Source organism: Shewanella sp. P1-14-1 (assembly GCF_001401775.1).
GTDB lineage: Bacteria > Pseudomonadota > Gammaproteobacteria > Enterobacterales > Shewanellaceae > Shewanella > Shewanella japonica.
On sequence record NZ_LKTL01000006.1, the window covers coordinates 130,577 to 151,506 of the forward strand.

18 protein-coding genes are annotated in these 20,930 nt (G+C 40.7%); 9 read left to right on the top strand and 9 right to left on the bottom strand.

Going from position 1 to position 20,930, the window contains the following annotated elements; translation table 11 throughout:
• The first annotated feature begins 11 nt into the window (after positions 1 to 11).
• Both AN944_RS06160 and deoD read left to right on the top strand, forming a co-directional pair.
• Entirely contained in the window at positions 12 to 1,226 is a 1,215-nt protein-coding gene (locus AN944_RS06160) for a phosphopentomutase (protein WP_055023725.1), read from the top strand.
• A 125-nt stretch (positions 1,227 to 1,351) separates the two neighbouring features.
• Complete coding sequence (gene deoD / locus AN944_RS06165; protein ID WP_055023726.1) at positions 1,352 to 2,062, top strand: purine-nucleoside phosphorylase; 711 nt, start codon at positions 1,352 to 1,354, stop codon at positions 2,060 to 2,062.
• A gap of 85 nt (positions 2,063 to 2,147) precedes the next feature.
• Here the strand turns inward: deoD and AN944_RS06170 are convergent, their stop codons facing one another.
• Positions 2,148 to 3,071: an AhpA/YtjB family protein gene (locus tag AN944_RS06170; protein WP_082419930.1), complete on the bottom strand. Its 924-nt coding sequence runs from the start codon at positions 3,069 to 3,071 to the stop codon at positions 2,148 to 2,150.
• Between the two features lie 87 nt (positions 3,072 to 3,158).
• Between AN944_RS06170 and serB the strand changes: the two genes are divergently transcribed.
• Positions 3,159 to 4,145, top strand: coding sequence for a phosphoserine phosphatase SerB (gene serB, locus AN944_RS06175; protein ID WP_055023727.1), 987 nt, complete (start codon positions 3,159 to 3,161; stop codon positions 4,143 to 4,145).
• Positions 4,146 to 4,371: 226 nt separating this feature from the next.
• Entirely contained in the window at positions 4,372 to 5,265 is an 894-nt protein-coding gene (locus AN944_RS06180; RefSeq protein WP_055023728.1) for an alpha/beta hydrolase, read from the top strand.
• Between the two features lie 62 nt (positions 5,266 to 5,327).
• Here the strand turns inward: AN944_RS06180 and AN944_RS06185 are convergent, their stop codons facing one another.
• Entirely contained in the window at positions 5,328 to 7,727 is a 2,400-nt protein-coding gene (locus tag AN944_RS06185) for a PilZ domain-containing protein (RefSeq protein ID WP_055023729.1), read from the bottom strand.
• Between the two features lie 207 nt (positions 7,728 to 7,934).
• Here AN944_RS06185 and radA point away from each other — a divergent pair, with 207 nt between their 5' ends.
• Together radA and AN944_RS06195 are read left to right on the top strand one after the other, a co-directional pair.
• Entirely contained in the window at positions 7,935 to 9,308 is a 1,374-nt protein-coding gene (gene radA / locus AN944_RS06190) for a DNA repair protein RadA (RefSeq protein ID WP_055023730.1), read from the top strand.
• Positions 9,309 to 9,474: 166 nt separating this feature from the next.
• The gene (locus AN944_RS06195) at positions 9,475 to 10,326 is read left to right on the top strand and encodes a transporter substrate-binding domain-containing protein (protein WP_055023731.1); all 852 of its coding nucleotides are present in this window, start codon (positions 9,475 to 9,477) and stop codon (positions 10,324 to 10,326) included.
• An 81-nt stretch (positions 10,327 to 10,407) separates the two neighbouring features.
• On the opposite strand, the gene AN944_RS06200 is transcribed toward AN944_RS06195, so the two are convergent.
• Both AN944_RS06200 and AN944_RS06205 read right to left on the bottom strand, forming a co-directional pair.
• Complete coding sequence (locus tag AN944_RS06200) at positions 10,408 to 10,770, bottom strand: PilZ domain-containing protein (RefSeq protein ID WP_055023732.1); 363 nt, start codon at positions 10,768 to 10,770, stop codon at positions 10,408 to 10,410.
• Between the two features lie 225 nt (positions 10,771 to 10,995).
• Complete coding sequence (locus AN944_RS06205; RefSeq protein WP_144430151.1) at positions 10,996 to 12,273, bottom strand: YjiH family protein; 1,278 nt, start codon at positions 12,271 to 12,273, stop codon at positions 10,996 to 10,998.
• A gap of 500 nt (positions 12,274 to 12,773) precedes the next feature.
• Between AN944_RS06205 and AN944_RS06210 the strand changes: the two genes are divergently transcribed.
• On the top strand, positions 12,774 to 13,484 hold the full coding sequence (locus AN944_RS06210) for a hypothetical protein (RefSeq protein ID WP_144430147.1): 711 nt from the start codon (positions 12,774 to 12,776) through the stop codon (positions 13,482 to 13,484).
• 6 nt (positions 13,485 to 13,490) lie between these two features.
• On the opposite strand, the gene AN944_RS06215 is transcribed toward AN944_RS06210, so the two are convergent.
• Entirely contained in the window at positions 13,491 to 14,381 is an 891-nt protein-coding gene (locus AN944_RS06215) for a U32 family peptidase (RefSeq protein ID WP_055023735.1), read from the bottom strand.
• Positions 14,382 to 14,391: 10 nt separating this feature from the next.
• Positions 14,392 to 15,393 (bottom strand): peptidase U32 family protein, encoded by a 1,002-nt coding sequence (locus AN944_RS06220; RefSeq protein WP_055023736.1) that lies wholly within the window; start codon positions 15,391 to 15,393, stop codon positions 14,392 to 14,394.
• A gap of 136 nt (positions 15,394 to 15,529) precedes the next feature.
• Here AN944_RS06220 and AN944_RS06225 point away from each other — a divergent pair, with 136 nt between their 5' ends.
• Positions 15,530 to 16,051, top strand: coding sequence for an SCP2 domain-containing protein (locus tag AN944_RS06225; RefSeq protein WP_055023737.1), 522 nt, complete (start codon positions 15,530 to 15,532; stop codon positions 16,049 to 16,051).
• A 102-nt stretch (positions 16,052 to 16,153) separates the two neighbouring features.
• Here AN944_RS06225 and AN944_RS06230 read toward each other — a convergent pair whose 3' ends face one another.
• On the bottom strand, positions 16,154 to 16,405 hold the full coding sequence (locus AN944_RS06230) for a YfhL family 4Fe-4S dicluster ferredoxin (RefSeq protein WP_055023738.1): 252 nt from the start codon (positions 16,403 to 16,405) through the stop codon (positions 16,154 to 16,156).
• A gap of 467 nt (positions 16,406 to 16,872) precedes the next feature.
• Here AN944_RS06230 and AN944_RS06235 point away from each other — a divergent pair, with 467 nt between their 5' ends.
• Positions 16,873 to 18,051 carry a threonine/serine exporter family protein gene (locus AN944_RS06235; RefSeq protein ID WP_055023739.1) on the top strand — a complete coding sequence of 393 codons (1,179 nt, stop codon included), beginning with the start codon at positions 16,873 to 16,875 and terminating at the stop codon, positions 18,049 to 18,051.
• Positions 18,052 to 18,143: 92 nt separating this feature from the next.
• On the opposite strand, the gene AN944_RS06240 is transcribed toward AN944_RS06235, so the two are convergent.
• Together AN944_RS06240 and AN944_RS06245 are read right to left on the bottom strand one after the other, a co-directional pair.
• Positions 18,144 to 19,802, bottom strand: a complete 1,659-nt coding sequence (locus tag AN944_RS06240; RefSeq protein WP_055023740.1) for an amidohydrolase family protein — start codon at positions 19,800 to 19,802, stop codon at positions 18,144 to 18,146.
• A gap of 116 nt (positions 19,803 to 19,918) precedes the next feature.
• Positions 19,919 to 20,902 carry a GTP-binding protein gene (locus AN944_RS06245; protein WP_055023741.1) on the bottom strand — a complete coding sequence of 328 codons (984 nt, stop codon included), beginning with the start codon at positions 20,900 to 20,902 and terminating at the stop codon, positions 19,919 to 19,921.
• Between the last annotated feature and the right edge of the window lie 28 nt (positions 20,903 to 20,930).

Sequence of the window (20,930 nt, forward strand, 5' to 3'; positions counted from 1 at the left end):
GGAGCTCAAATATGAAACGTACATTTATTATGATGCTGGATTCATTTGGTGTTGGTGCTGCAACTGATGCTGATAAATTTGGCGATGTCGGTTCAGACACCTTTGGCCATATTGCAAAAGCATGTGCAGAAGGTAAAGCAGATATTGGCCGTCAAGGTCCACTTAAATTACCTAACTTAGCAAAGTTGGGCTTAGGCCATGCAGGTTTCGAAAGTACAGGTAAATTTGCTGATGGCTTCGGTGATAACGTTGAGCTCATCGGCGCTTATGGCCATGCAGACGAGCTAAGTTCAGGTAAAGATACACCGAGCGGTCATTGGGAAATGGCAGGTGTACCGGTTCTTTATGAGTGGGGCTATTTTTCAGATTTAGAAAACTCATTCCCACAAGAATTGACTGATAAAATCCTGGCTCGTGCCGGTTTAACTGAGTTTTTAGGTAATTGTCATGCATCAGGTACTACCATTCTTGAACAGCTTGGTGAAGAGCATATGCGCTCTGGTAAGCCTATTTTCTATACTTCAGCTGACTCGGTATTTCAAATTGCCTGTCATGAAGAAACGTTCGGTTTAGAGAACCTGTACCGTTTATGTGAAATTACTCGTGAAGAGCTTGAGCCTTATAATATTGGCCGAGTGATCGCCCGTCCATTTGTTGGTACTGGTCCTGATAATTTTGCACGTACAGGTAATCGTCGCGACTACGCTGTTGAGCCACCGTCAAAAACCGTGCTAGATAAATTAGCTGCTGCAGGTGGTGAAGTGGTTAGCGTTGGTAAGATTGCAGACATTTACGCTCATTGCGGTATTACTCAAAAAGTGAAAGCAACAGGCCTTGAGGCGCTATTTGATGCGACACTTGAGCAAGTCAAACAAGCGGGTGATAACACCATAGTGTTTACCAACTTCGTTGATTTTGACTCTCACTATGGTCATCGCCGTGATATCGCGGGTTATGCCAAAGCGTTAGAGTATTTTGACCAACGTTTACCTGAATTATTAGCACTGTTAAATCCAGAAGATTTAATCGTGTTCACAGCCGATCATGGTTGTGACCCAAGCTGGCAGGGAACAGATCATACTCGTGAACGTGTGCCTGTATTGGCTATGGGGGCAGGTTTAGCTGCTGGCTCACTCGGTCGTCGTAACAGTTTTGCTGATATTGGTCAGTCAATTGCTAGTTACTTTGAACTTGAGCCGATGGAATATGGTAAATCTTTCATTTAACAATAAAAGATTATTATCTTCTAACGCTATTTTGTTAATAAATATAGTAGAATCGCACTGAGTAATTAAGGGGATGACTTAATTACTCATATTAAAGATTTAATATAAAAATATAGGGGTTTTTCATGGCTACACCACATATTAATGCTGTTGAAGGTGCTTTTGGCGAAACAGTTTTATTTCCAGGCGATCCATTACGTGCAAAATACATTGCTGAAACGTTCTTAGAAAATGTTGAGCAAGTGACTGACGTTCGTAACATGTTCGGTTTTACTGGTACTTATAAAGGGACTCGTATCTCTGTTATGGGTTCAGGTATGGGTATTCCTTCATGTTCAATTTATGCTCACGAGCTAATCAAAGAATACGGTGTTAAAAACCTTATTCGTGTTGGTACTTGTGGTGCAATCAGCACAGACGTTAAAGTTCGTGACGTGATTATTGGTATGGGTGCATGTACTGATTCACAAGCTAACCGTCTTCGTTTTAAAGGCCAAGACTTCGCTGCTATCGCGGACTACGGCTTAATGAATGCTGTTATTGAGTCAGCTAAAACACACGGTACTAAAATCCGTGTTGGTAACGTTTTCTCTGCAGATTTATTCTACACTCCAGATCCTTCAATGTTCGATACAATGGAAAAAATGGGTGTATTAGGTGTCGAAATGGAAGCTGCCGGTCTTTACGGTGTTGCACACGAATTAGGCGCTAAAGCTTTATGTGTTGTGACTGTTTCTGACCACATCAGAACCGGTGAAAAAACATCATCAGATGAGCGTCAAACTACGTTCAACGATATGATTGTGATGACATTAGATGCTGCTATCACACTTTAATTTATTTTAAAGTTTGATAAAAAGGGATAACAGTGATGTTATCCCTTTTTTGTTTTTTAAAAGAATTAAGATAAAGCCAAATAGCTTACTTTGGCTCGGCTTTATCTTTCTGCTCTTCTCTTGATTTAGCGGCGCTAGATGAGTTAGAAGCTTTCGGTGATTTAGACGCTTTCGCTTTAGCACCTTTGTTTTTCGTATCAATAGTCGTTTGGCTACCTTGATTCAAATCAGTTAGTTCTTGATATTCAATATCGGCCAATTCAGTATCACTGAGCTCTGCATGCTCATCTGAGGGGATGTGGTCTTTCAGATCTTCTCTGCTATCCATAACATCATCCATGACATCATCTATACCATCGACAGAGTCACTTTGATTAAGCTGTAATAAATGACTGTTCTTTCTTCCTTGTTTAGCTCGGGTTTTACGTCGGTCAAAGTCAGCTCGTTTAAATGACAGGGCGCGAGAGAGAAGCAAGCCTATAATTCCAGCCACAATTAACATGGTTTGTTGTAGCTTCATATTTTCTTGATACAAGGTTTTGATTTCGTCGAAGAATATTCGCAAGTTTACCCGTACTTCAATGTAGCCTAGGTTGTTGTCCCCTTGGAGTACATTTTCAATCATTGGCGGATAAGGCGAGAGTAACTCTTTAAGTTCTTCATCATCGGCATCAAGTGCTTCTTCGCTGACCGATTGAGCGAAAGCAAGCCTAACGCCTTGAGCATCATAAATGTGGACGGACATGACTTTAGGGTCATCGATGAGGGCATTTGCAAGCCACTGTAGCTGTTCATCATTTTGTAAGAACATCGCTGGAGCCGCACCATTTGCCGCTTGTTGGGCTAATAGTCTTGCCATAATCTGCGTTTGCGAATTGAGCAATTGTTGCCCGTTGTTGAGGCTAGATTTCCATAAATGAGTTAGCCCAATTAACAAGATTATCGCAATCACGATTTGAATTAATCTGCTGATTTTTTGACTTTTCTTAAGACCTTTAACAAAAATCACTTTAATCCTTGGTGTTTTTTCTATTTAATTAATACTAATCGAAATATTTAATTGTAGATAGTCGCAATCATTGAGGAAATGCAGTCGATGGAAAGTCAGAAAAACTCTAATGCTCTAACCTGGTTATTTTCAGGGGAAGATGGCTCTTTTTCTCATGGAGATTTTAGCTTAACTCGCTACTTTGAAGACGAATTTCTCAATAATATCCAAGTTAAACAGCCACATCGGTTTCGGGTTGTTTTTGATGAGGTAGATTTTGATGCTGTGTCTTCGTGGTTGAATCATCTTAATCAGGATTGTTCTGTGGCTGTGTTAATGCGCCATAACGAGCTAAAAGGGTTTGAGATCGCTTCATCCTCTCGGTTAGCGCAATTAATTGAATGCTTTCCTATTGACAGTAATGCAGAGCTATTTGAAGTCACACAAGCATTGCCGAGTATATTTAAACCGGGCTTATTGGTGATGGATATGGACTCGACTGCGATTCAAATTGAGTGTATTGATGAATTGGCCGCGATGGCTGGAGTTGGTGAAGCTGTTTCAGAAGTCACAGAAAGAGCAATGCAAGGTGAACTTGATTTTGAAGAAAGTCTTCGTCTTCGAGTAAGCAAGCTTGCAGGGGCGAGTGACAGTATTATTAATCAGCTTTGTCAGGATTTACCGCTAATGCCTGGACTTGAGTCAATTGTGGCTGAATTAAAGCCTAATGACTGGAAGCTAGTGCTAGCATCAGGTGGATTTACGCCGTTTGTTGGCCATTTAAAAGACTTACTGGGGTTAGATGCTGCCTATGCTAATGAGTTAGTCATCGAAGATGGAAAGCTAACAGGTGAGGTGACTGGTGAGGTTGTCGATGCGCAATATAAAGCCGATGTGATAGATAAAAGCGCTGTGAAATGGCAAATAGCTGCAGGTCAACAAGTGGCTATTGGTGATGGAGCCAATGATATTCCAATGGTTAAGGCGGCAGATTATGGTATTGCGTTCCATGCTAAACCTAAGTTATTAGCGGCATCAAATGCGAGTATACAGCGATTAGATTTACGCTGTTTAGTATTCCACCTTCAAGGTTAACTCGCCACTAGGGTAGCCTGCTTAGCTGGAGGTTAACCAGGTGAGGTAGTTAATTTTAAAACCGCATTACTGTTAAGCAGTAATGCGGTTTTTGTTGGCTTATAAAAAGCACTGAACCGTCGCTTATATTATTGATTAGATTTTTTACTCTAATTAACTTGAAGTTAACATTTATGCTGTTTAACCTAGGTATATTCCTTTCTGCTGATAAAACTTACCAATACCAATGAAGCAAGAATCTCACTTTCTGCCATATCGTGATGGCAAGTTACACATTCGACATATCAAGCCCTCTATGCCAATTGCTTCACGAGAACCTATACTGATGCTTCACGGCGCGATGTCGAACGGACGGGTTTTTTATAGTCCATCAGGGCGAGGTCTTGCCTGTTATTTGGCAGAGCAGGGCTATGATGTTTATGTGCTTGATACTGCAGGAAGAGGCTTGAGTGAGCCTAGAATTAATGCTTCATATTCTCTGGGACAAACAGAGGTGATTTTGGAGCAAATCCCTTTAGCTCATCAATTTATCCTATCCCAAACTGGCGCGGATAAAGTGCATTGGTGCGCTCATTCATGGGGGGGCGTATTAATGGCGAGCTGTTATATACGGTTTGAGTCATTACGCCCTGAGGTTGCCTCATTTGTGACTTTTGGTACCAAGCGAACCATTAAGGTTAAATCATTAAGAAAAACGATGATGGTGGATGTATTTTGGAACAGACTTGCTCCATTAATGACGCAATATCAAGGTTACTTAGCGGCAGATAAATACCGCATAGGGATGGATAATGAAAGCAGGCAATCATTATTACAGACTATTGACTGGGTCGGTGGTGATTGGGTAGACGCTGAAGATCACTTCGATTATTCCGAAGCGGTTAAAGGTATCAGCTGGCCGAAAACCTGGTTTATCGCTGCTCAAAAAGATTACGTACTAGGAAACCCTAGAGACGTAAAAGACATGATGCTTGAGTGTGGTTTAGAAAACGCTGATTATACACTCTTGTCAAAACGAAAAGGTTTTAAGCGTGACTATACTCATGGAGGAATGCTGACTGATAAAGTGGCTGTTTTGGATCACTTTCCATTAGTGAGTGATTGGTATAATCGATTTTAAAAACATAAAAAATACCTATAAAATAATAACGTTATTATGCTTGTGACAGGCGGTTTTGACGGCTAATCTTCTAGTAAATGCAGCTCTGGAAACCTGACTTCGACTTCTGCTGTAATATCTAACAGTTCACCACTACCAATAATTCGCCACAAACGTTCCTCTAAGGCTTTAGCTCTATGGCTGGCATGGATAGTAATGTATTCCATTTCACGGCGAATATAGCTCATATCGGGTTTTTCTGTTGCGCCCAAATAAATCCTCAATGCCATAAACTTGCCTACAGCTTGTGCATGACTAATAAATTTTATTTGTGCACTGCGATGGCTAAAATCACTGACTAACTGTGATTGAATGTTAATTGCTCCTCGACCTTGCCTTGATATCTGCAGAAAAACCTCAAAGTACTGCATGCCGTCTATGGGCTTCATTGATCTGACAGGATCAATAATGAGCTGTTTAAACTCGGTTTCATTAAACAATGGCGTGAGGTTGAAGCTGAGTGGTGTAGTTGAGCCCGCTGCAAATAAATGACTAATATCGTCGGTTTTGGTGCCAATTCCAATGCAGGCTAATTGAGCTGACTTTTTCGTTTTTTCAACAAAGTAAGGCACACTGACTAATTGTCGAAGCAATAAATTTTTCATCCCATCAGCCAGTTCTTTTAGCTCGCCCTCATCTTCTGAAAGCTGCTCAAATTTATCTCGGTTATGGTTGATTAGTTTATTGAGAAACTCCACTCCTTGGTGCGGTTCATGACCGATTAATGCGGATAAATGCAAAGTTTGCTGTTTCTTATTACCTTGAGTGCGAGCACGAATAAGTCGATATGGCAGTTGGCTTAATTGGATTTTTCCTGCGATTTCCTGCAACTTAGGAAAACTCAATATGACATCCGTAGCACTGCTAAACTGAGTATCATCTTCTAAGGTAAACTGGATACCACGTGATGAGATATCATGGGAAATACCTTGAGACTTCTTACCATTATTCTCAATTTCTATAATGGTTTTAAAGGCAAAGCGTGCTTCTCGTCTACGCTCGCTGAAAGGCATTGATAATCTTTTTATCGTATTTTTAGTCAGTTTCTTTTGATTAAAGATTTTAAGTTGATTGACGTTATCGCCTTCATTAAACCAAGCACGATAGTTTGGTCTAATATCTTCATTTGTTAAGTCTATAAGCTGTAATGTATAGGCAAAACGAGCCAGTTGTTGCTCTGTTAATGCTGAGTATTGCTGTTCATCACCAGGCAATGTCGAGGTTTTATAATTAAGCTTATGATCTACCTTTTGTTGGCATACTTTAAAAATTCGCCAGCTGGATTTAGAGGCCCCAAAACCGAAAAACAGCTGCATGGCCTGATGCTTTTTTAGTTCATGTAAGGTTGCTGAAAAATACTGAGTAATGCCTTTATTACTATGAGTAAAACAAAAGAATAGACTGTGATCTGCTTTATCAGGCGACTTGATTAAGTTAACCAATCGATTATTGGTGAGGAAGTTAGGTAATTGGTTAACTTCGTTTTCGTCAATAAAATACTGCAATATAGGCTGGTTGCCACGACTGAGTAACTGATGACTGATAAATGGCTTCCCATTTTCAACAGATAGATACAGTGGCATGTGTGACAGCATAGGTAAATAGTGACGCTCAAACCCTAAACCGGTGGCATTGACGATGACATCATTGACATCAACTTTGTAGCGAAACTTGTAACCACGAATGAGCTGACTGAGTAGTTTATCTAATTCTTTGCTATCTCCAAGACGTTTAAGGCGCATGATGGCGCTGTCATCTTTATTTTGTATATCAACAATTTGGTAATCTACACCATGTTGTAAATCTTCAAAAAAGAACTCTTCATTAAGCTCAAGTAGTTTTACTCTGAGTGGTTTATCTTGGTCAAAGCGATGTTTGGCGGGTAAACGAACTCTAGCGCCACCCACGGATAAATCTAAACTGGCACCTAAGACTTCGCCGCCGCCATCTTGTGATGCAGAAATACGAATGGAATAATTCATTCTCTCTTCGCTGCGACTGAAGTAGCTCCCTAATACAACACCAGGGACGACGAGTTCAGATAACTCTTCAGTGGGTTCTTGTTCTGTTTTGCGAAGACTTTCTTTGCGAAGTTTGTGTTGGCTCAGGACATGCTCATATACGCCAACAGTATATTTATTACGGTATAGTCCAAGTGCTTGAACAAGGGAAAGTTTAGCGGGCTCATCAAGAAAATGACGCTGTTTAGCAACGGTCACTTCTTCACATTGAAGTTCAGATTTATCTCGTAAATCAATAATTCGGGTGCAACTGGCTGAAAGGCGGTTGAGCTCCATTTTAACTAAAAAGCGAGTAGAGTTAGACTCATCGATGGTGAGTTTTTCAAAGACCTCTTTGAAGTCGGGCTCCATTAATAGCGGCTTGAGTTGTTCTATTAGCTGACTATGGTCTTCTATGCTCATTAGCTCTTTTCAGTTTAGATACGAGATATAGGTGATAAATATAAGCCTGACTGTTAATCTTATCGGCCTAAAGTAAGCTTACTTTATATAAATTTAAATTATGTGCCTGTTAAAGCAAGCAAGATAATCATTAAAATATATTATAAATGAATTGATAATTCATTCATTATCAAATTGGTTTAACTCTAAACGAAATGACATTGAAGCATGGCAAAAAATAAAACAGCGTTTGTATGTAATGAATGTGGGCAAGATTTTCCACGATGGCAAGGGCAATGTAGTGCATGTCAGGAGTGGAATACGATTTCTGAAGTGCGTATTGCAGCAGTTAAATCTACAACAAATTCAGTGGCGGGTTACGCAGGCTCTGTTGGTGGAGGTTCAAAAAAACTCGGTGAAGTTGAAGAGTTTGAAGCCGAGAAAAAATTAACGGGTATTGGTGAATTAGATCGAGTGTTATGTGGGGGGCTCACGACCGGCTCAGTCAATATTATTTCAGGCGATCCAGGCGCGGGTAAGACCACATTATTGTCTGATCTGATTGCAAGAATGTCTCAAAGCATGCCATCACTCTATTGTACTGCTGAAGAGTCGTTATCCCAATTTAAGAACCGAGTTAATCGGTTGAAGCTTAATTATAACGAAGATAACTTGTATTTAATGGCTGAAACCAGCGTTGAAGCGATTATTGCAGAACTTGAAGCCAAAAAAGTTAAATTTGCTGTGATTGATTCGATACAAGCTGTTGTGTCAGAAACGGCGAATGGCAGTCCAGGTTCGCCTTCACAGGTTAAAAGCAGTGCCCAAGCACTAACACAGTATTGTAAGCAGAATAATGTGACCATGTTTTTAGTGGCTCACGTCAATAAAAATAATGAAACAGCTGGGCCGCAAACACTGATTCACATTGTAGATTGTTTGACTCATATTGAATGTAATGATGGTCAAATCAGAACCCTACGTGCGAATAAAAACCGATTCGGTGATGTTGATACTGTGGGTATTTTCAAAATGACCGAACGTGGCATGATAAGTGTTGATAATCCGAGTGAAATCTTCTTATCTGGGTCAACAACCAATTCTCCTGGGGCTGCCATTACCTGTATTCGAAAGGGGAATCGCAACCTTTTACTTGAGATTCAATGCCTAACAACTGAAACAGAAGGCGAATTTCCACAGCGAGTCTGTGTCGGTTTAAATATGAACCGAATTAAAATGCTCACTGGCGTATTACGTAAACACACCAAAACCAAAATTTATCACGATACTTATTTTAATTTAGTCGGTGGGTTAAAAATTGATGAGTCAGAAACCTGTATTGATTTAGCACTGGTGACAGCACTCTTAAGTAGCTTGAATGATTTTGTGGTACCAAGAACCACATGCATTATGGGCGAACTCAGTTTAAATGGTGATGTTAGGCCAATCGACAGCGGTGTACCGCGTGTAAAAGAGGCGGTACAACATGGCTTTACAGAGGTGTTTATTCCGCATCGTAATTATCATAAATCGATGGAAGGTTTAGGCGCTAAAATTCATCCGATTAAAACCATTCATGAATTACTTGAGTTAATTAATTAGTTGGTTTTATCGCTTACGCTATTGTCAGCATGTGTTGACAATAGCGTTGAGCGGTTTAATCGGAAAAAGCTAGAAAGTTTAAAATTAACAAAGGTATAATCTTTATTTATTTGTAACGTTAAGCCTCATTCACTCAATCTCATCACATTTAAAATGGAATATAGCAGTGTTTATTCGATTTAAAGTCAGTTTATTATTGTGGTGTGTTTTCTCAACAAGTTTGTTCGCTAAAGAGTCCACTCCTCAAGTTTTGCGCTTATATCAGAATGAGTTTCACTTTCAGTACCATATTGAATTATTAAAAATGGCATTGGATAAAACGGCTGCTGAATACCCTGAGGCTAGAGTACAATTTACCGAACAAGTTACCCCTGGTCGCGGTTTAAAAATGTTGGAGCAAGGCGAAGTCAATGTCGCTTTTCTTGCTTCAAGTAAGCAACGTGAAAAGATGTTTATTCCGATAAAAGTCCCATTGTTGCAAGGCTTATTAGGGTATCGGTTACTGTATATTCATCAAGATAATCAAGATAAATTTAAGCAAGTTAACAGTGCAAATCAGCTAAGCCATTCATTTGTTGCTGGCTTTGGCTCACATTGGGCTGATTTAGACGTTTTACGCCATAACGAGTTGCCAACGCAGGAAGTTGGCACCGCGAAAAGTTTGTATCGTATGTTACAAGCGAAGCGTTTCGATTACTTCCCAAGAGGGGTGAGCGAGATTTGGGCTGAAAAGAAAAGGCTAGGCCCTGATTTGCCCGATCTCATTATCGAACCTAACTTAGCACTTGTTTATCATTTGCCTATGTATGTGTTTGTGAATAAACAGAATCCAGAGTTGGCGGAGCGGATTGAGAAGGGCTTACAAAGAGCCATTGAAGACTTATCGTTTCAGGAGTTATTTTTAAAATATTATAGTGACGCTATTTTAAAGGCGAAATTACCCCAGCGAACAATTATTCATTTAGAAAACCAAGATTACCTTAGCGAAAAACCTATCGATTCAAGCTGGTGGCTATAACTGACTTTGAGTCACAGCCAGATTAAGCATCGATAAGTTGATAACTTGATGCATTGAGTGTCTACCTACACATAGGGATGCTTAATCTAGATGCAGTAACTGTGCTAATTCTCTGTGCAATAACTCAGCATCACCAATGTTCAACTCTATGATTCTTTTTAAATGGCTAATGCTATCAAGGTCAATGTGCTGACACTCTAGCCCAAGTTGTTGGCTTTTATGATGCACGAGTACAGTATCCATATTCAGGACGATATCAGATTCAGGCAGTAAAAAGCTTAAGCCAATTTTTTGTCCTAACGTGAGGGATAAGGCTTCTGGCTCTGATACTAATGCGCCATTAATACTGAGATCTAATATATTGGTACGATAGGTTTTATCGTTAAAGCTGAGGGTGGCTGTCGCGGCAAACAATGTGCGAGTGTATTGTCTTCTTTCATCCATAAAATGTTACCTAGATTGTCACTCGATTTAAATTGAATAGGGAAGGAAGGGTTAATTTCACCATTCAAATAACCACTTAAGAATACGCTATCTGTATTTGATTGCCAATATAAGTCAGTTGTTATAAGAACCAACCTGATTAAAAATAACGCATTAAAAAAGGAGCATTCAGCTCCTTTTTAATGTTGAGTAAAATAAATTACTCAATGAGTTTACTGATTTACACTAGATGAGTAAATGAGCACAAAGTGCAATGACAGGCAGTGTAACGAGTGTACGTAGAATGAATACTACAAATAACTCAAAGAAGTTAACTGGGATTTTGCTACCAATTAATAACGCACCGACTTCACTCATGTAGATTAATTGTGTGACTGACAAAGCCGCAATCACAAAACGCGTTAAATCAGATTCAATAGAGCTTGCTAAAATAGATGGCAAGAACATATCAGCAAAGCCGACTACGATTGTGGTTGATGCGACATCAGCTTCCGGAATTTGCAGTAGTTCTAACAGTGGAATAAACGGCATACCTAAGTATTCAAAAATAGGTGTGTTTTCTGCAAGTATAAGGGCAATAGTACCAATGGCCATTACTACTGGGATAATACCGAACACCATATCCACGACATTTTTTACGCCTTCACGCAGTACATGTTTAACGCCGCCAGCACGAGATGCTTTATTGATTGCTTGCTCAAATCCCCACGACATAACCCCATGACCTTTAGGGATCATTTCATCATCAGGATGACGAGGTGTGTTATCTATGTATAAATCTTTTTTCCATGACAGTGGTGGTAACTTAGGAACCACTACAGCTGCGACAAAACCAGCTAAACATACTGTTAAATAAAACGGTACAAAAAGGTGTTCAAGTTTGACTTGAGAGATAACGACTAAGCTAAAGGTAATCGAAACAGCAGAAAAGGTTGTACCGATGACAGCGGCTTCACGCTCAGTATAAAGGCGTGTTTCATATTGTTTGTTGGTCATTAAAATACCGACACTACCATCACCTAGCCATGATGCCATACAGTCGATTGCACTTCTGCCAGGTAAGTTAAAGATAGGACGCATTAATTTAGTCAACATGGTTCCGAAAAACTCGAGCAAACCAAAATTTAATAATAACGGCAGCAACATACCTGCGAAAATGAACACAGAAAATAATACAGGTAGCAAGTCATTAAGGACTAATGCACCAGTATCTGCAGAATAGATAACTTCGGATCCAATCTCTAAATAAGTTAATACAATGAATATCGCACCTAAAATACGAACAACTAACCAAAAAGGTGACACATTGAGAAGGGTATTAAGAAAAGGCTTTTCTAATACCAACTTAGGCTTAAGTAATTTACTGATTACCGAAATGATAGCCATAAACACGACAATACAAGTCACCAATAAAGGCAATATGTCGGCAAAATGGCTTTGCACTGCTTTGGAAACAATAGCAATTGGAATCGTAATGGCGCCGTTATAACTGATAGGCGTCATGAATAATAACAAGCCTAGCAGTGACGGTATGACAAAGGTCAATATTGTCTTAATGTTGTATTTTTGTTTTTCTTGAGTCACTTTTTATATGCCTTTGCAATTGGCCAAATAAGCTTGGCTGATTGTGTCTAACCGTCCAGTGGGAAAAATGCTGAATGTCCATTCAGAAGTAATAAAGCGAGGCAAGGGTACCTGCTTATCTAGTCTATGTAAAACTATTCACTTTGGCGAATAGTTATTGAGTTATTTTGCTTATCTATATTCTAAAGGGTTTGGCAATAAATGCACGTAATAATTTGTTTGTAACCATAATGTTAGCTGGTTGTTGTTGTGTGTTTTGACCTTTGTTATTACAATTATTAAGGTGCTTTGTTCGATTGTGCATAGCAGGGTACTGTTGTCGTCATATAAATGAGTTACTAAACATTAGATGTGCATAGCGGTTTTATCAATGTAGATTCAGTATGATAAAGCAAACCATATAAGGAAATTTGACTGTTGTGATATTAAGTAAACGAGAAAAAATCGCCAGATTAGCTTACCTGTTTGGTTTGCTAGGGCTGCTTGGCCTTTTTCTTGGTATTAGTTTATCGGTATTGATGGAATATATTCAATTTGGCGATCAATACAGTTTACTGCAATTTTCTATCAGTGAACTTGGCACCTACAATCGTTCTTCTAGTGCGTTATGGATCAACGGAGGGCTGTTTTTTGGTAGTTTAAGCCTGACAATGAGTTGTTTATTTGGCTTACAGTTAAGTCGACGTATTTCCAGCGGACTCTTTTGGTTTTCACTCATCGTGACGTTTATTGCTTTAGCTGCAACGGGCTTATTTCCGCTTAATGTGTTTCATTTACACATCAAAGCTGTGTCTATCTACATTTACTTTGGTTTATTAGCTGCGATTTTTTGCTTTATAGAGTGCGCTATTGAGCGAAGAATTCGCTTGTTCTTACCACTGGTGTTGAGCTTTGTTATTGCGCTCATTCATGGCAGCATTTTAGCTCATGAATGTTGGCGGGAGAGCTTAGGCTTAACCCCGATTTCAGATGGTGAATTATTTCAGGCGATAGTTTCCCAATCGCCGAAACCTGATATTTGGTGGCTATCCATTTTATTCTGGTGCAGCATTGTCACTATGTGGTTATGGATATTGAGTATATGTCGCTGGTACTTCTTGCCCCTGCAACAGGGGCAATTAAGCAAGTAAACTACACTACACTTGTTGTAATCCTGCTTGACCAAACCAATAGCCATTACAGGCATTAACGTTCGAAGATGTGGTCTTATTGTCTGCTTCACTACTGTGGTTTTTAAGGTGGCTAATTAAGCTCACCAATTCATCGGCTCGCTTAATATCGTGAATATCATTGGGTGAGACCCTAAAGAAATTAACGCCCATGGCTATCATATCGGCTATTTCAGAGGTTAAGTCCAAATGAGCTGCAGATTGAGTTTGAATTCCGTTTAGACGTAATAGACTTTGCTGCTCTTGAGTTTGCGCCAAAATGCCTTTCGGATGCTGGCGGCATATTGTCTCGCAGTTATCTTTATTCAAACCAAAATGTTTTGCGGTAAAACAACGAGCCGAATGAGCGAGTGGAATATATCCATGGCCCATGACTTCGACTTCGAAGCTTGCCTTGGTTGGCTCACTAATGACACTTTTTAACCAAGCTTTTGATAATTCATAAGGCATGACAAACCGCTTCATTCCCATGGTTTGTAAAATGTCTAAACTGGCACGATTATAGTTATTAATCGTAGGGCCGCAGATAAAAGGAATATTAGCTTGTCTAGCAAGTTGCACGGCTGCCATGTCATTGGCTTCAATACTAAACTCACCATTATCAATATGCTTTTTAAGTTCAGTTAACTCTGACTGTGCTTCAATTAAAGCCATAGTCGATAACACCACGTTTTTGCCATGGCTTTTGAGCATATGTGCCAATTCAAGGTAATCTTTGAATTTTAAAAAGCGGCGGCGACTGCATACTGTTTCACCAAGATAAACAGTATCAATCTGGCTATTCGCAGCCTGTTGATAGAAATCTTCAATAGAGGCTTTATCCCAGCAATAGCTTACTGGCGCGAGAGATATTTTCATTATTATTACCTTACTGCCATTGACGTTCGTATGCGCCTAACGTGGTGACTTGCCCTTCAGAAACTTTAGCGAGTACTTGATTCCATCTAGCTTGCTCTGTAAATGACTCAGGGTGTGTTAAAAAGCTATCAATCGCTTCTCGCCAAACTCGGGTGACTTGCTCTACGTAGGCTGGGCTGCGCTGTCTTCCTTCAATCTTTAAAGACTTTATTCCTGCTGATGCTAACTGTGGCAGTAAGCTAAGGGTATTAAGACTTGTAGGTGACTCAAGTAAGTATTTGGCTTGTGTTTGATTTTCAGCGATATAACGACCTTTACACACAACTGGGTAACCTAATTGCTGATCAACATCAGAGGTATCAATGAGTACTTCATTTAAGCGTGTTAAGCATTTATGACCTTGTTCTTGCCATCTCACATGTTTTGCAGGAGAGCACGAACCACCCGTATTGGGTGATTGACCTGTGACATATGAAGATAAGTGACAACGGCCTTCGGCCATAATACATAGGCTGCCAAAGGCAAAAACTTCAAGATCAACGGTACTATTTTTAGCTAAGTCTTTAACTTGCTTTATGGATAGCACCCGTGGCAACACTGCTCGCTCAATATTGAAAGCCTGTTGATAAAAGTCTAATGCGGCTAGATTGGTGGCCGAAGCTTGCACTGAAAGGTGCAATGGCAAATGTGGATAACGGTTGCTGGCATAATGAAGCAGGGATATATCAGCGGTAATAAGTGCATCCATTTGCAGCTGGGCGGCTAAATCTATTGCCTGATACCAGCGGCTTTCCTCTCCAGGTTTTGGATAAGTATTTAAGGTTAAAAATACTTTTCTGCCTTGGGCATGGGCAAGCTTGGTGGCTTGTTTTAGTTGTTCTGGGGTGAAGTTTAAACCTGCAAATGAACGGGCATTAGTATCATCCTTTAAACCTAGATAAACGGCGTCAGCGCCCGCTCTAAAAGCGGCTTTTAATGAGGCTAAATTTCCTGCAGGGCACAAGAGTTCCATATTCTCTCTCTCAAATTTCGATTGAAAGTGAGTGTAAAGTTGAATGACGTCACATGATTTGATTTGAAACAGGTTTCAATTGATAAAATGTGAGTAAACTAGCTTAAATTGGAATCTTGTCAGTGTAGGAGTATGAATGTCTTTCGGTTTTTCAGGAAAGGTTGCTAAAAATTTGCTTAATATCGCCCCTAAAGTCGCCACCCAGTCTCTTGCTGTTGTCCCTGAAAAGGTAAAGTTGGATATTCTGGCTAAGATTTTGTCACTTTCGTTAAGTGAACAAATTAAATTTGGTGAGTTAGATTTTCTGCAAGGTAAGTGGGTTGCTATTTGTGTGCAAGACATCGCGCTCAACTTTGAAATTAGTTACGATCAACAGTTATTATTACGTCCTTTGACGCAAGCCGATGTAACTTTTACTGCCAATGTGCCTGAGTTATTACTGGTTGCTACGGCCAAAGAAGATCCTGACACGTTATTTTTTCAACGTAAGCTGCGTATTGAAGGCGATACCGAACTCGGCCTTGAAGTGAAAAACTTATTGCTCGGTATTGAGCTTGATACGTTACCAGCAGCGGTAAAGCTTAGCATTGAAAAGTTAGCTATTACGCTACAAACGTTACAAGGCTATGCTAATGAGCAGGCAGCCGCAACGGCGTAATATTCAGTCATAATGACTCAGATGATGAGCGTTAGACATGGGATGAATATAAACATCAAAAAAGGCGCTAATTAGCGCCTTTTTTGTCATGTAGTTTAAGGGTTAAACCTTACCTGTAATGACTTCATATTTATATTGCAGCTCAGCTGGGGTTTCTGCGTGGCTGGGATCAGGATCAATGCAATCAATAGGGCAAACCGAAACACAGGTCGGTTTAGCATAGTGGCCTACGCATTCGGTACATAGCGCAGGATCAATTTCATAGATCTCTTCACCCATGGTGATGGCCTCATTAGGGCACTCAGGCTCACACATGTCGCAGTTAATGCAGCTATCGTCGATTAGTAATGCCATCTAGTTCATATACCTTATAAAATTCATCTGTAACAATTGCTTATGTATATTCCATATAATGGTAAAAATTACCCTGTCCCGACGTTCAATGATTCATACAGCGGATTTTCATGCACTTAACCATGAATAATGACCTGAATGAAGACAAAGACTTAATAAGCGTTGAATGACTGCGCTGATCTAATGCGTTTTAACACGCTATAAATCTTTCAATCGATGATTATATCACACAGAGATAGCCCGCCTAGGGTTAAGCGAGAAATTCACCGGCTAGCGCATGTTTTGCAGTGGAGATTATCGCGACCACTGCTAATTCAATGAAAGGATTCATTTTTGAAGGGTTTGACCCTCTATTTCAGATTATGAAGTGAATGAGTTCGCTACTATTATGTAGCAATTATCATTTAGCTACTATGATTTAACTAAGCCCTCAGAACCACTTTTTGCTGACTTATCGGGAATAAAAAATGGAAGATAAAAGCCCAACCCAGCAACAGTATGATGATGTTTTATCATTTTCAGATCGATTACATCAATCAGGGTGCGCACCATACTCAGTGGCGAAATATACTCAGTCTTATGCGGCTCATCATCAGATAGATATCGCCATTGATGTTACCCCAACTAAAATTGTGACCATTTTCGAGCAACCCACTCAAAAAATGGTGATGCAAACTAAAAATCCACCGTCAGTCAATTTACGCAATTTGGTGGCAACCCTAAAGGCAATACACTCAAAAGAAAACTATCAAGGGGTGCCGAGTTACTCAAATTTTACTTTAGGCATTGCCAACCTATTACTGCCGCCTTGCTATTTGATGCTGGTGGGGAGCACGTATCTTGCGGCAATGATTTCGGTTTTTTTAGGGTTAATCGCCTGGTTAGCTCAACTAATGTGCACCGGGCAGCGAGCAATGCTGGTTGAGTTCATTGTGGCGTTTATTGCCAGTTTTGTGGTGGGGATATTAGCCGCTCAATTTCCTGAGTTACCGGTGTTAGCTTTATGCATCTCATCCATTGTACTGTTTATTCCAGGACTCACTGTCACCAATGGTTTAGCCAGTCTTGCCTTAAATGACTTTCGCTCAGGCATAGAGTTATTGGCCCAAAGTAGTTTGGTGGTAATAAAAATATTCATTGGCGTGGTGATGGGCTTAGGCTTATCAAGCTTGCTTGTCGGCCATGTAGCCGCTGCGCCATTTATTAATGAAATCCCTTTAGGTTTGCATATTCTGGCGTTAATTGGCATATCGGTTGCGATTGGACTGATTTTTAATGCCAGTTGGCAAGACATTATTATTGGCCTACCCGCTGCTGCAGTAGGCATGTGGGGGCCACATTGGTTTACCTCTGATTGGGTTATCGGCACTTGGATTAGCACCATGATTATCACTCTTTATGGGCTGTTAGCCGGTAAAGCACGTAAAGTGCCTGCGTTAGTGTATATTATCCAAGGGGTGATCATTTTAGTGCCAGGAAGCCGGATCATCGTTGGTGCCAGTGAGTCATTCTTTGCCACTGCAATATTGCCTATCCCCAGTATTGGTATGTCAGCATTATTGATGTTTTGTTCGATTATGGCAGGGCAGATCATGGTTTATTCTATTTTCAATGACCGCTTTTTGTTTAACCATAAACGCAACTAATCGATATTAATTGAGAAAAACTAAACACATGAAAAAAGCGCCTAATGGCGCTTTTTAGTTGTCATGTTTTGTCGACGTTTTTTGATTATCGATTAGACTGTCACATCGCGACGAATTGCTCTGCCAGGCTTAGCATCCATAAGCAATTGTCCCTTATCAATAATCGATTGGCCATTGACTAGTACATGCTGCATACCCACTGAAAGCTTATTGGGCTCAGTAAATGAGGCCATATCTTTAAAGCTATTGAGATCAAATACCACTATGTCAGCATCTTTACCCACTTGCATACGGCCTTTGTTACGCATTTGCGGCACAGCATCTTCGATGATATGACACGCATTGAGGCTGGTGCGCTTCATTGCCTCGACTAAATTGACTTCTTTATACTCAACCACGTATTTATTTACAAAGCGGGCAAAACACCCGACCGAGCGGGGGTGAGCAAAAGCATCGTTAGGCAATGGCCATACATCACCTTCAATCAATTTACCTTTGCTGTCCATCCACGGCATGGCATCAGAGGCAATAGCGGCGTTAGGAAACAACACCGAACGCTTCATCATGCGTAAGTCTTCTTTACTGTCGTCAGGCTTTAAGAAGTGAATAACGATTACTTCACCAGGGTTGGTTTTTCGTAGTTCATCGATTTTGGTTTGGGTCATAGGTACGCCATTGGCTTCCATGTAACTTGCATCGGGAACGCCAAAGCGGTCAATCCATTCTGGGCCAGCAAATAAGGCCGCGCCCACAGGTGTTGAGCCTGCGCCATAGGGGTAAGCTTCAGTGGTAATCGGCAAACCAGAATCAACAGCTTCTTGCACTAGGTCGGCGCAATCATCAATGTCTCGCACCGAGGTACTGTTGAGGTGACAAATATGCATATGTGCCCCAGTGGTGGCGGCTAAACTGATTAACTCTTGATAGGCTTCAAAGCTTGATCTGGGCTCCATGCCGTTGGCATAACGTACATGGGTGAAGGTCGGTACATCAAAACTTTTGGCCAGTTTAGCTAAGCCGTAATACTCTTTATGGCCATAGGCGGGAGCATAACCGCCATTAATACCAATCCCTAAACCACCTTCTTTTAAGCCTTGTTCAACATCAGACAATATCGTATTTAGCTGTGCGTCGGTGGCGAGATCATTTTGCCAATTTTTTAAACTAAAGGCATTCTGAAACCAAGTAATGGTGCCATCTGCGGGCGAAATTTCACTTTCAATTGCCATAATGCGGGCATAGGTCCAAGCTACTGAGGCGCCGTAGTTTATTGGGCGACCTTCTTTAGCGGTGTCATCATAATACTTACCAATGGGTAATAGGCCTGATTCCAACTCAAGGGCGGTGGTGACACCATCGAAGGCTTGAGCTCTGGCTGCGGGTAATTGTTGTCCATGGGCGTGAAGGTCGATAAAGCCTGGGGCAACCACAAGCCCGCTGGCATCAATGACTTTTTTACCTGTGAGCTTTTCTGTCGATATAGCGGCAATTTTGTCGTCTTTAATGCCTACATTGCGTACGGCATCTAAACCCGTTTCGGCATCAATGACACGGCCATTAGTAATCACTACATCAAACGGGCCTGTTTGATTTGGCATTAACTCTGGCTTTTGTGGACCCTTGTTAGTTTCTGCTGTGGCAGTCGATGAAAGTGTTATTGCAGCGGCGCCAATAGCCAGTTTTTTCATGGTATCGCGCTTGGTTTGATCAACTTCAGCGGTTAATTTGTCATCTTGATTTAACTCGGACATCATTTGCTCCTTTCTCGCCAATATCCTTGATTATCATGCTATTAATTATCAGCCAAGCATTTACAGCTTGTCATTAACAGCTTTAGTGGGCCGTTTACTGCATAGTCGTTTTATATTTAAACCACTAAGCTAGCTAACTTTTCACGCATTATTTTTTCGTCCATGCCACCTTTGGGGGCAATAAAGACTAAACGGGTTACTCTTGCTTCATCGTGTTCCCACGGCTCGCCAACAGTGACATTGGCGCGTTGGCCAGTACATTGAAATATACAGCGATGATCAGGTCGATCAGATAAATTTAAAATACCTTTCATGCGGTAGGCATCGACTGAAAACTGCTGTAATAGCGGATAGAGGCTTTGTAAAGACAGCGGCTTGTCGGTTTCGAAGCTAAAAGTATCAAAGCTGTGGTTTACATGGTCATGATGGTTGCATTGGCTGTGGTCATGGTCTGCACCTTGGTGCTGACAAGTATGCTCATGGCTAAGTTTTACTAACCGCTCAGGTACATCAAATAAAATCGGTAGTGCGACGTTTCCAAACTCCATTTCAACCAGTTTGGCAAAAGGGGCTTGGGTTTGGCACCATGCTTTAACTTTTTCCAGCTGCTCAGTTGCCACTAAATCAACTTTATTAACTAACACGATATCGGCGACTTGTATTTGTTGCTCTGACAAGCTGGCCATTGAACCTTCTAAACTTAAAATATTCTCAGCATCGATAGTGGTGATAATCGCGTTCAATGGCGCGTGTGCTTGTAGTTCAGGATCTTCAAATTGCAATGCCACTTCTTTAGGTTCGGCAATACCTGAGGTTTCAACAATAATATGATCAGGGCGCTCTTCAAGTGCCAGTATGCGCATCACTGAGACCACTAAACCTTCGGCAAGATTGCAACACACACAGCCATTTTCGAGGCTAATCATATTGTCGCTTTGGGATTTTACTAGCTCTGCATCGACATTAATTGAACCAAAGTCATTTACGATAACGGCCATACGCATGCCATCGGCATTGGTTAGGATATGGTTTAACAGGGTGGTTTTCCCGGCACCTAAAAAACCCGCTAAAATGGTCACTGGAATAGGTTTTTTATTCATTGACGTTTCTCTATATGATTTACTTTTT

Bases quoted from the DNA above. Each gene is read 5' to 3' on its own strand.
- AN944_RS06245 (WP_055023741.1), bottom strand. From the start codon at position 20,902: ATGAATAAAAAACCTATTCCAGTGACCATTTTAGCGGGTTTTTTAGGT.
- AN944_RS06180 (WP_055023728.1), top strand. From the start codon at position 4,372: ATGAAGCAAGAATCTCACTTTCTGCCATATCGTGATGGCAAGTTACAC.
- serB (WP_055023727.1), top strand. From the start codon at position 3,159: ATGGAAAGTCAGAAAAACTCTAATGCTCTAACCTGGTTATTTTCAGGG.
- AN944_RS06215 (WP_055023735.1), bottom strand. From the start codon at position 14,381: ATGAAAATATCTCTCGCGCCAGTAAGCTATTGCTGGGATAAAGCCTCT.
- AN944_RS06230 (WP_055023738.1), bottom strand. From the start codon at position 16,405: ATGGCATTACTAATCGACGATAGCTGCATTAACTGCGACATGTGTGAG.
- AN944_RS06200 (WP_055023732.1), bottom strand. From the start codon at position 10,770: ATGGATGAAAGAAGACAATACACTCGCACATTGTTTGCCGCGACAGCC.
- deoD (WP_055023726.1), top strand. From the start codon at position 1,352: ATGGCTACACCACATATTAATGCTGTTGAAGGTGCTTTTGGCGAAACA.
- AN944_RS06185 (WP_055023729.1), bottom strand. From the start codon at position 7,727: ATGAGCATAGAAGACCATAGTCAGCTAATAGAACAACTCAAGCCGCTA.
- radA (WP_055023730.1), top strand. From the start codon at position 7,935: ATGGCAAAAAATAAAACAGCGTTTGTATGTAATGAATGTGGGCAAGAT.
- AN944_RS06220 (WP_055023736.1), bottom strand. From the start codon at position 15,393: ATGGAACTCTTGTGCCCTGCAGGAAATTTAGCCTCATTAAAAGCCGCT.
- AN944_RS06240 (WP_055023740.1), bottom strand. From the start codon at position 19,802: ATGTCCGAGTTAAATCAAGATGACAAATTAACCGCTGAAGTTGATCAA.
- AN944_RS06235 (WP_055023739.1), top strand. From the start codon at position 16,873: ATGGAAGATAAAAGCCCAACCCAGCAACAGTATGATGATGTTTTATCA.
- AN944_RS06225 (WP_055023737.1), top strand. From the start codon at position 15,530: ATGTCTTTCGGTTTTTCAGGAAAGGTTGCTAAAAATTTGCTTAATATC.
- AN944_RS06160 (WP_055023725.1), top strand. From the start codon at position 12: ATGAAACGTACATTTATTATGATGCTGGATTCATTTGGTGTTGGTGCT.
- AN944_RS06205 (WP_144430151.1), bottom strand. From the start codon at position 12,273: ATGACGCCTATCAGTTATAACGGCGCCATTACGATTCCAATTGCTATT.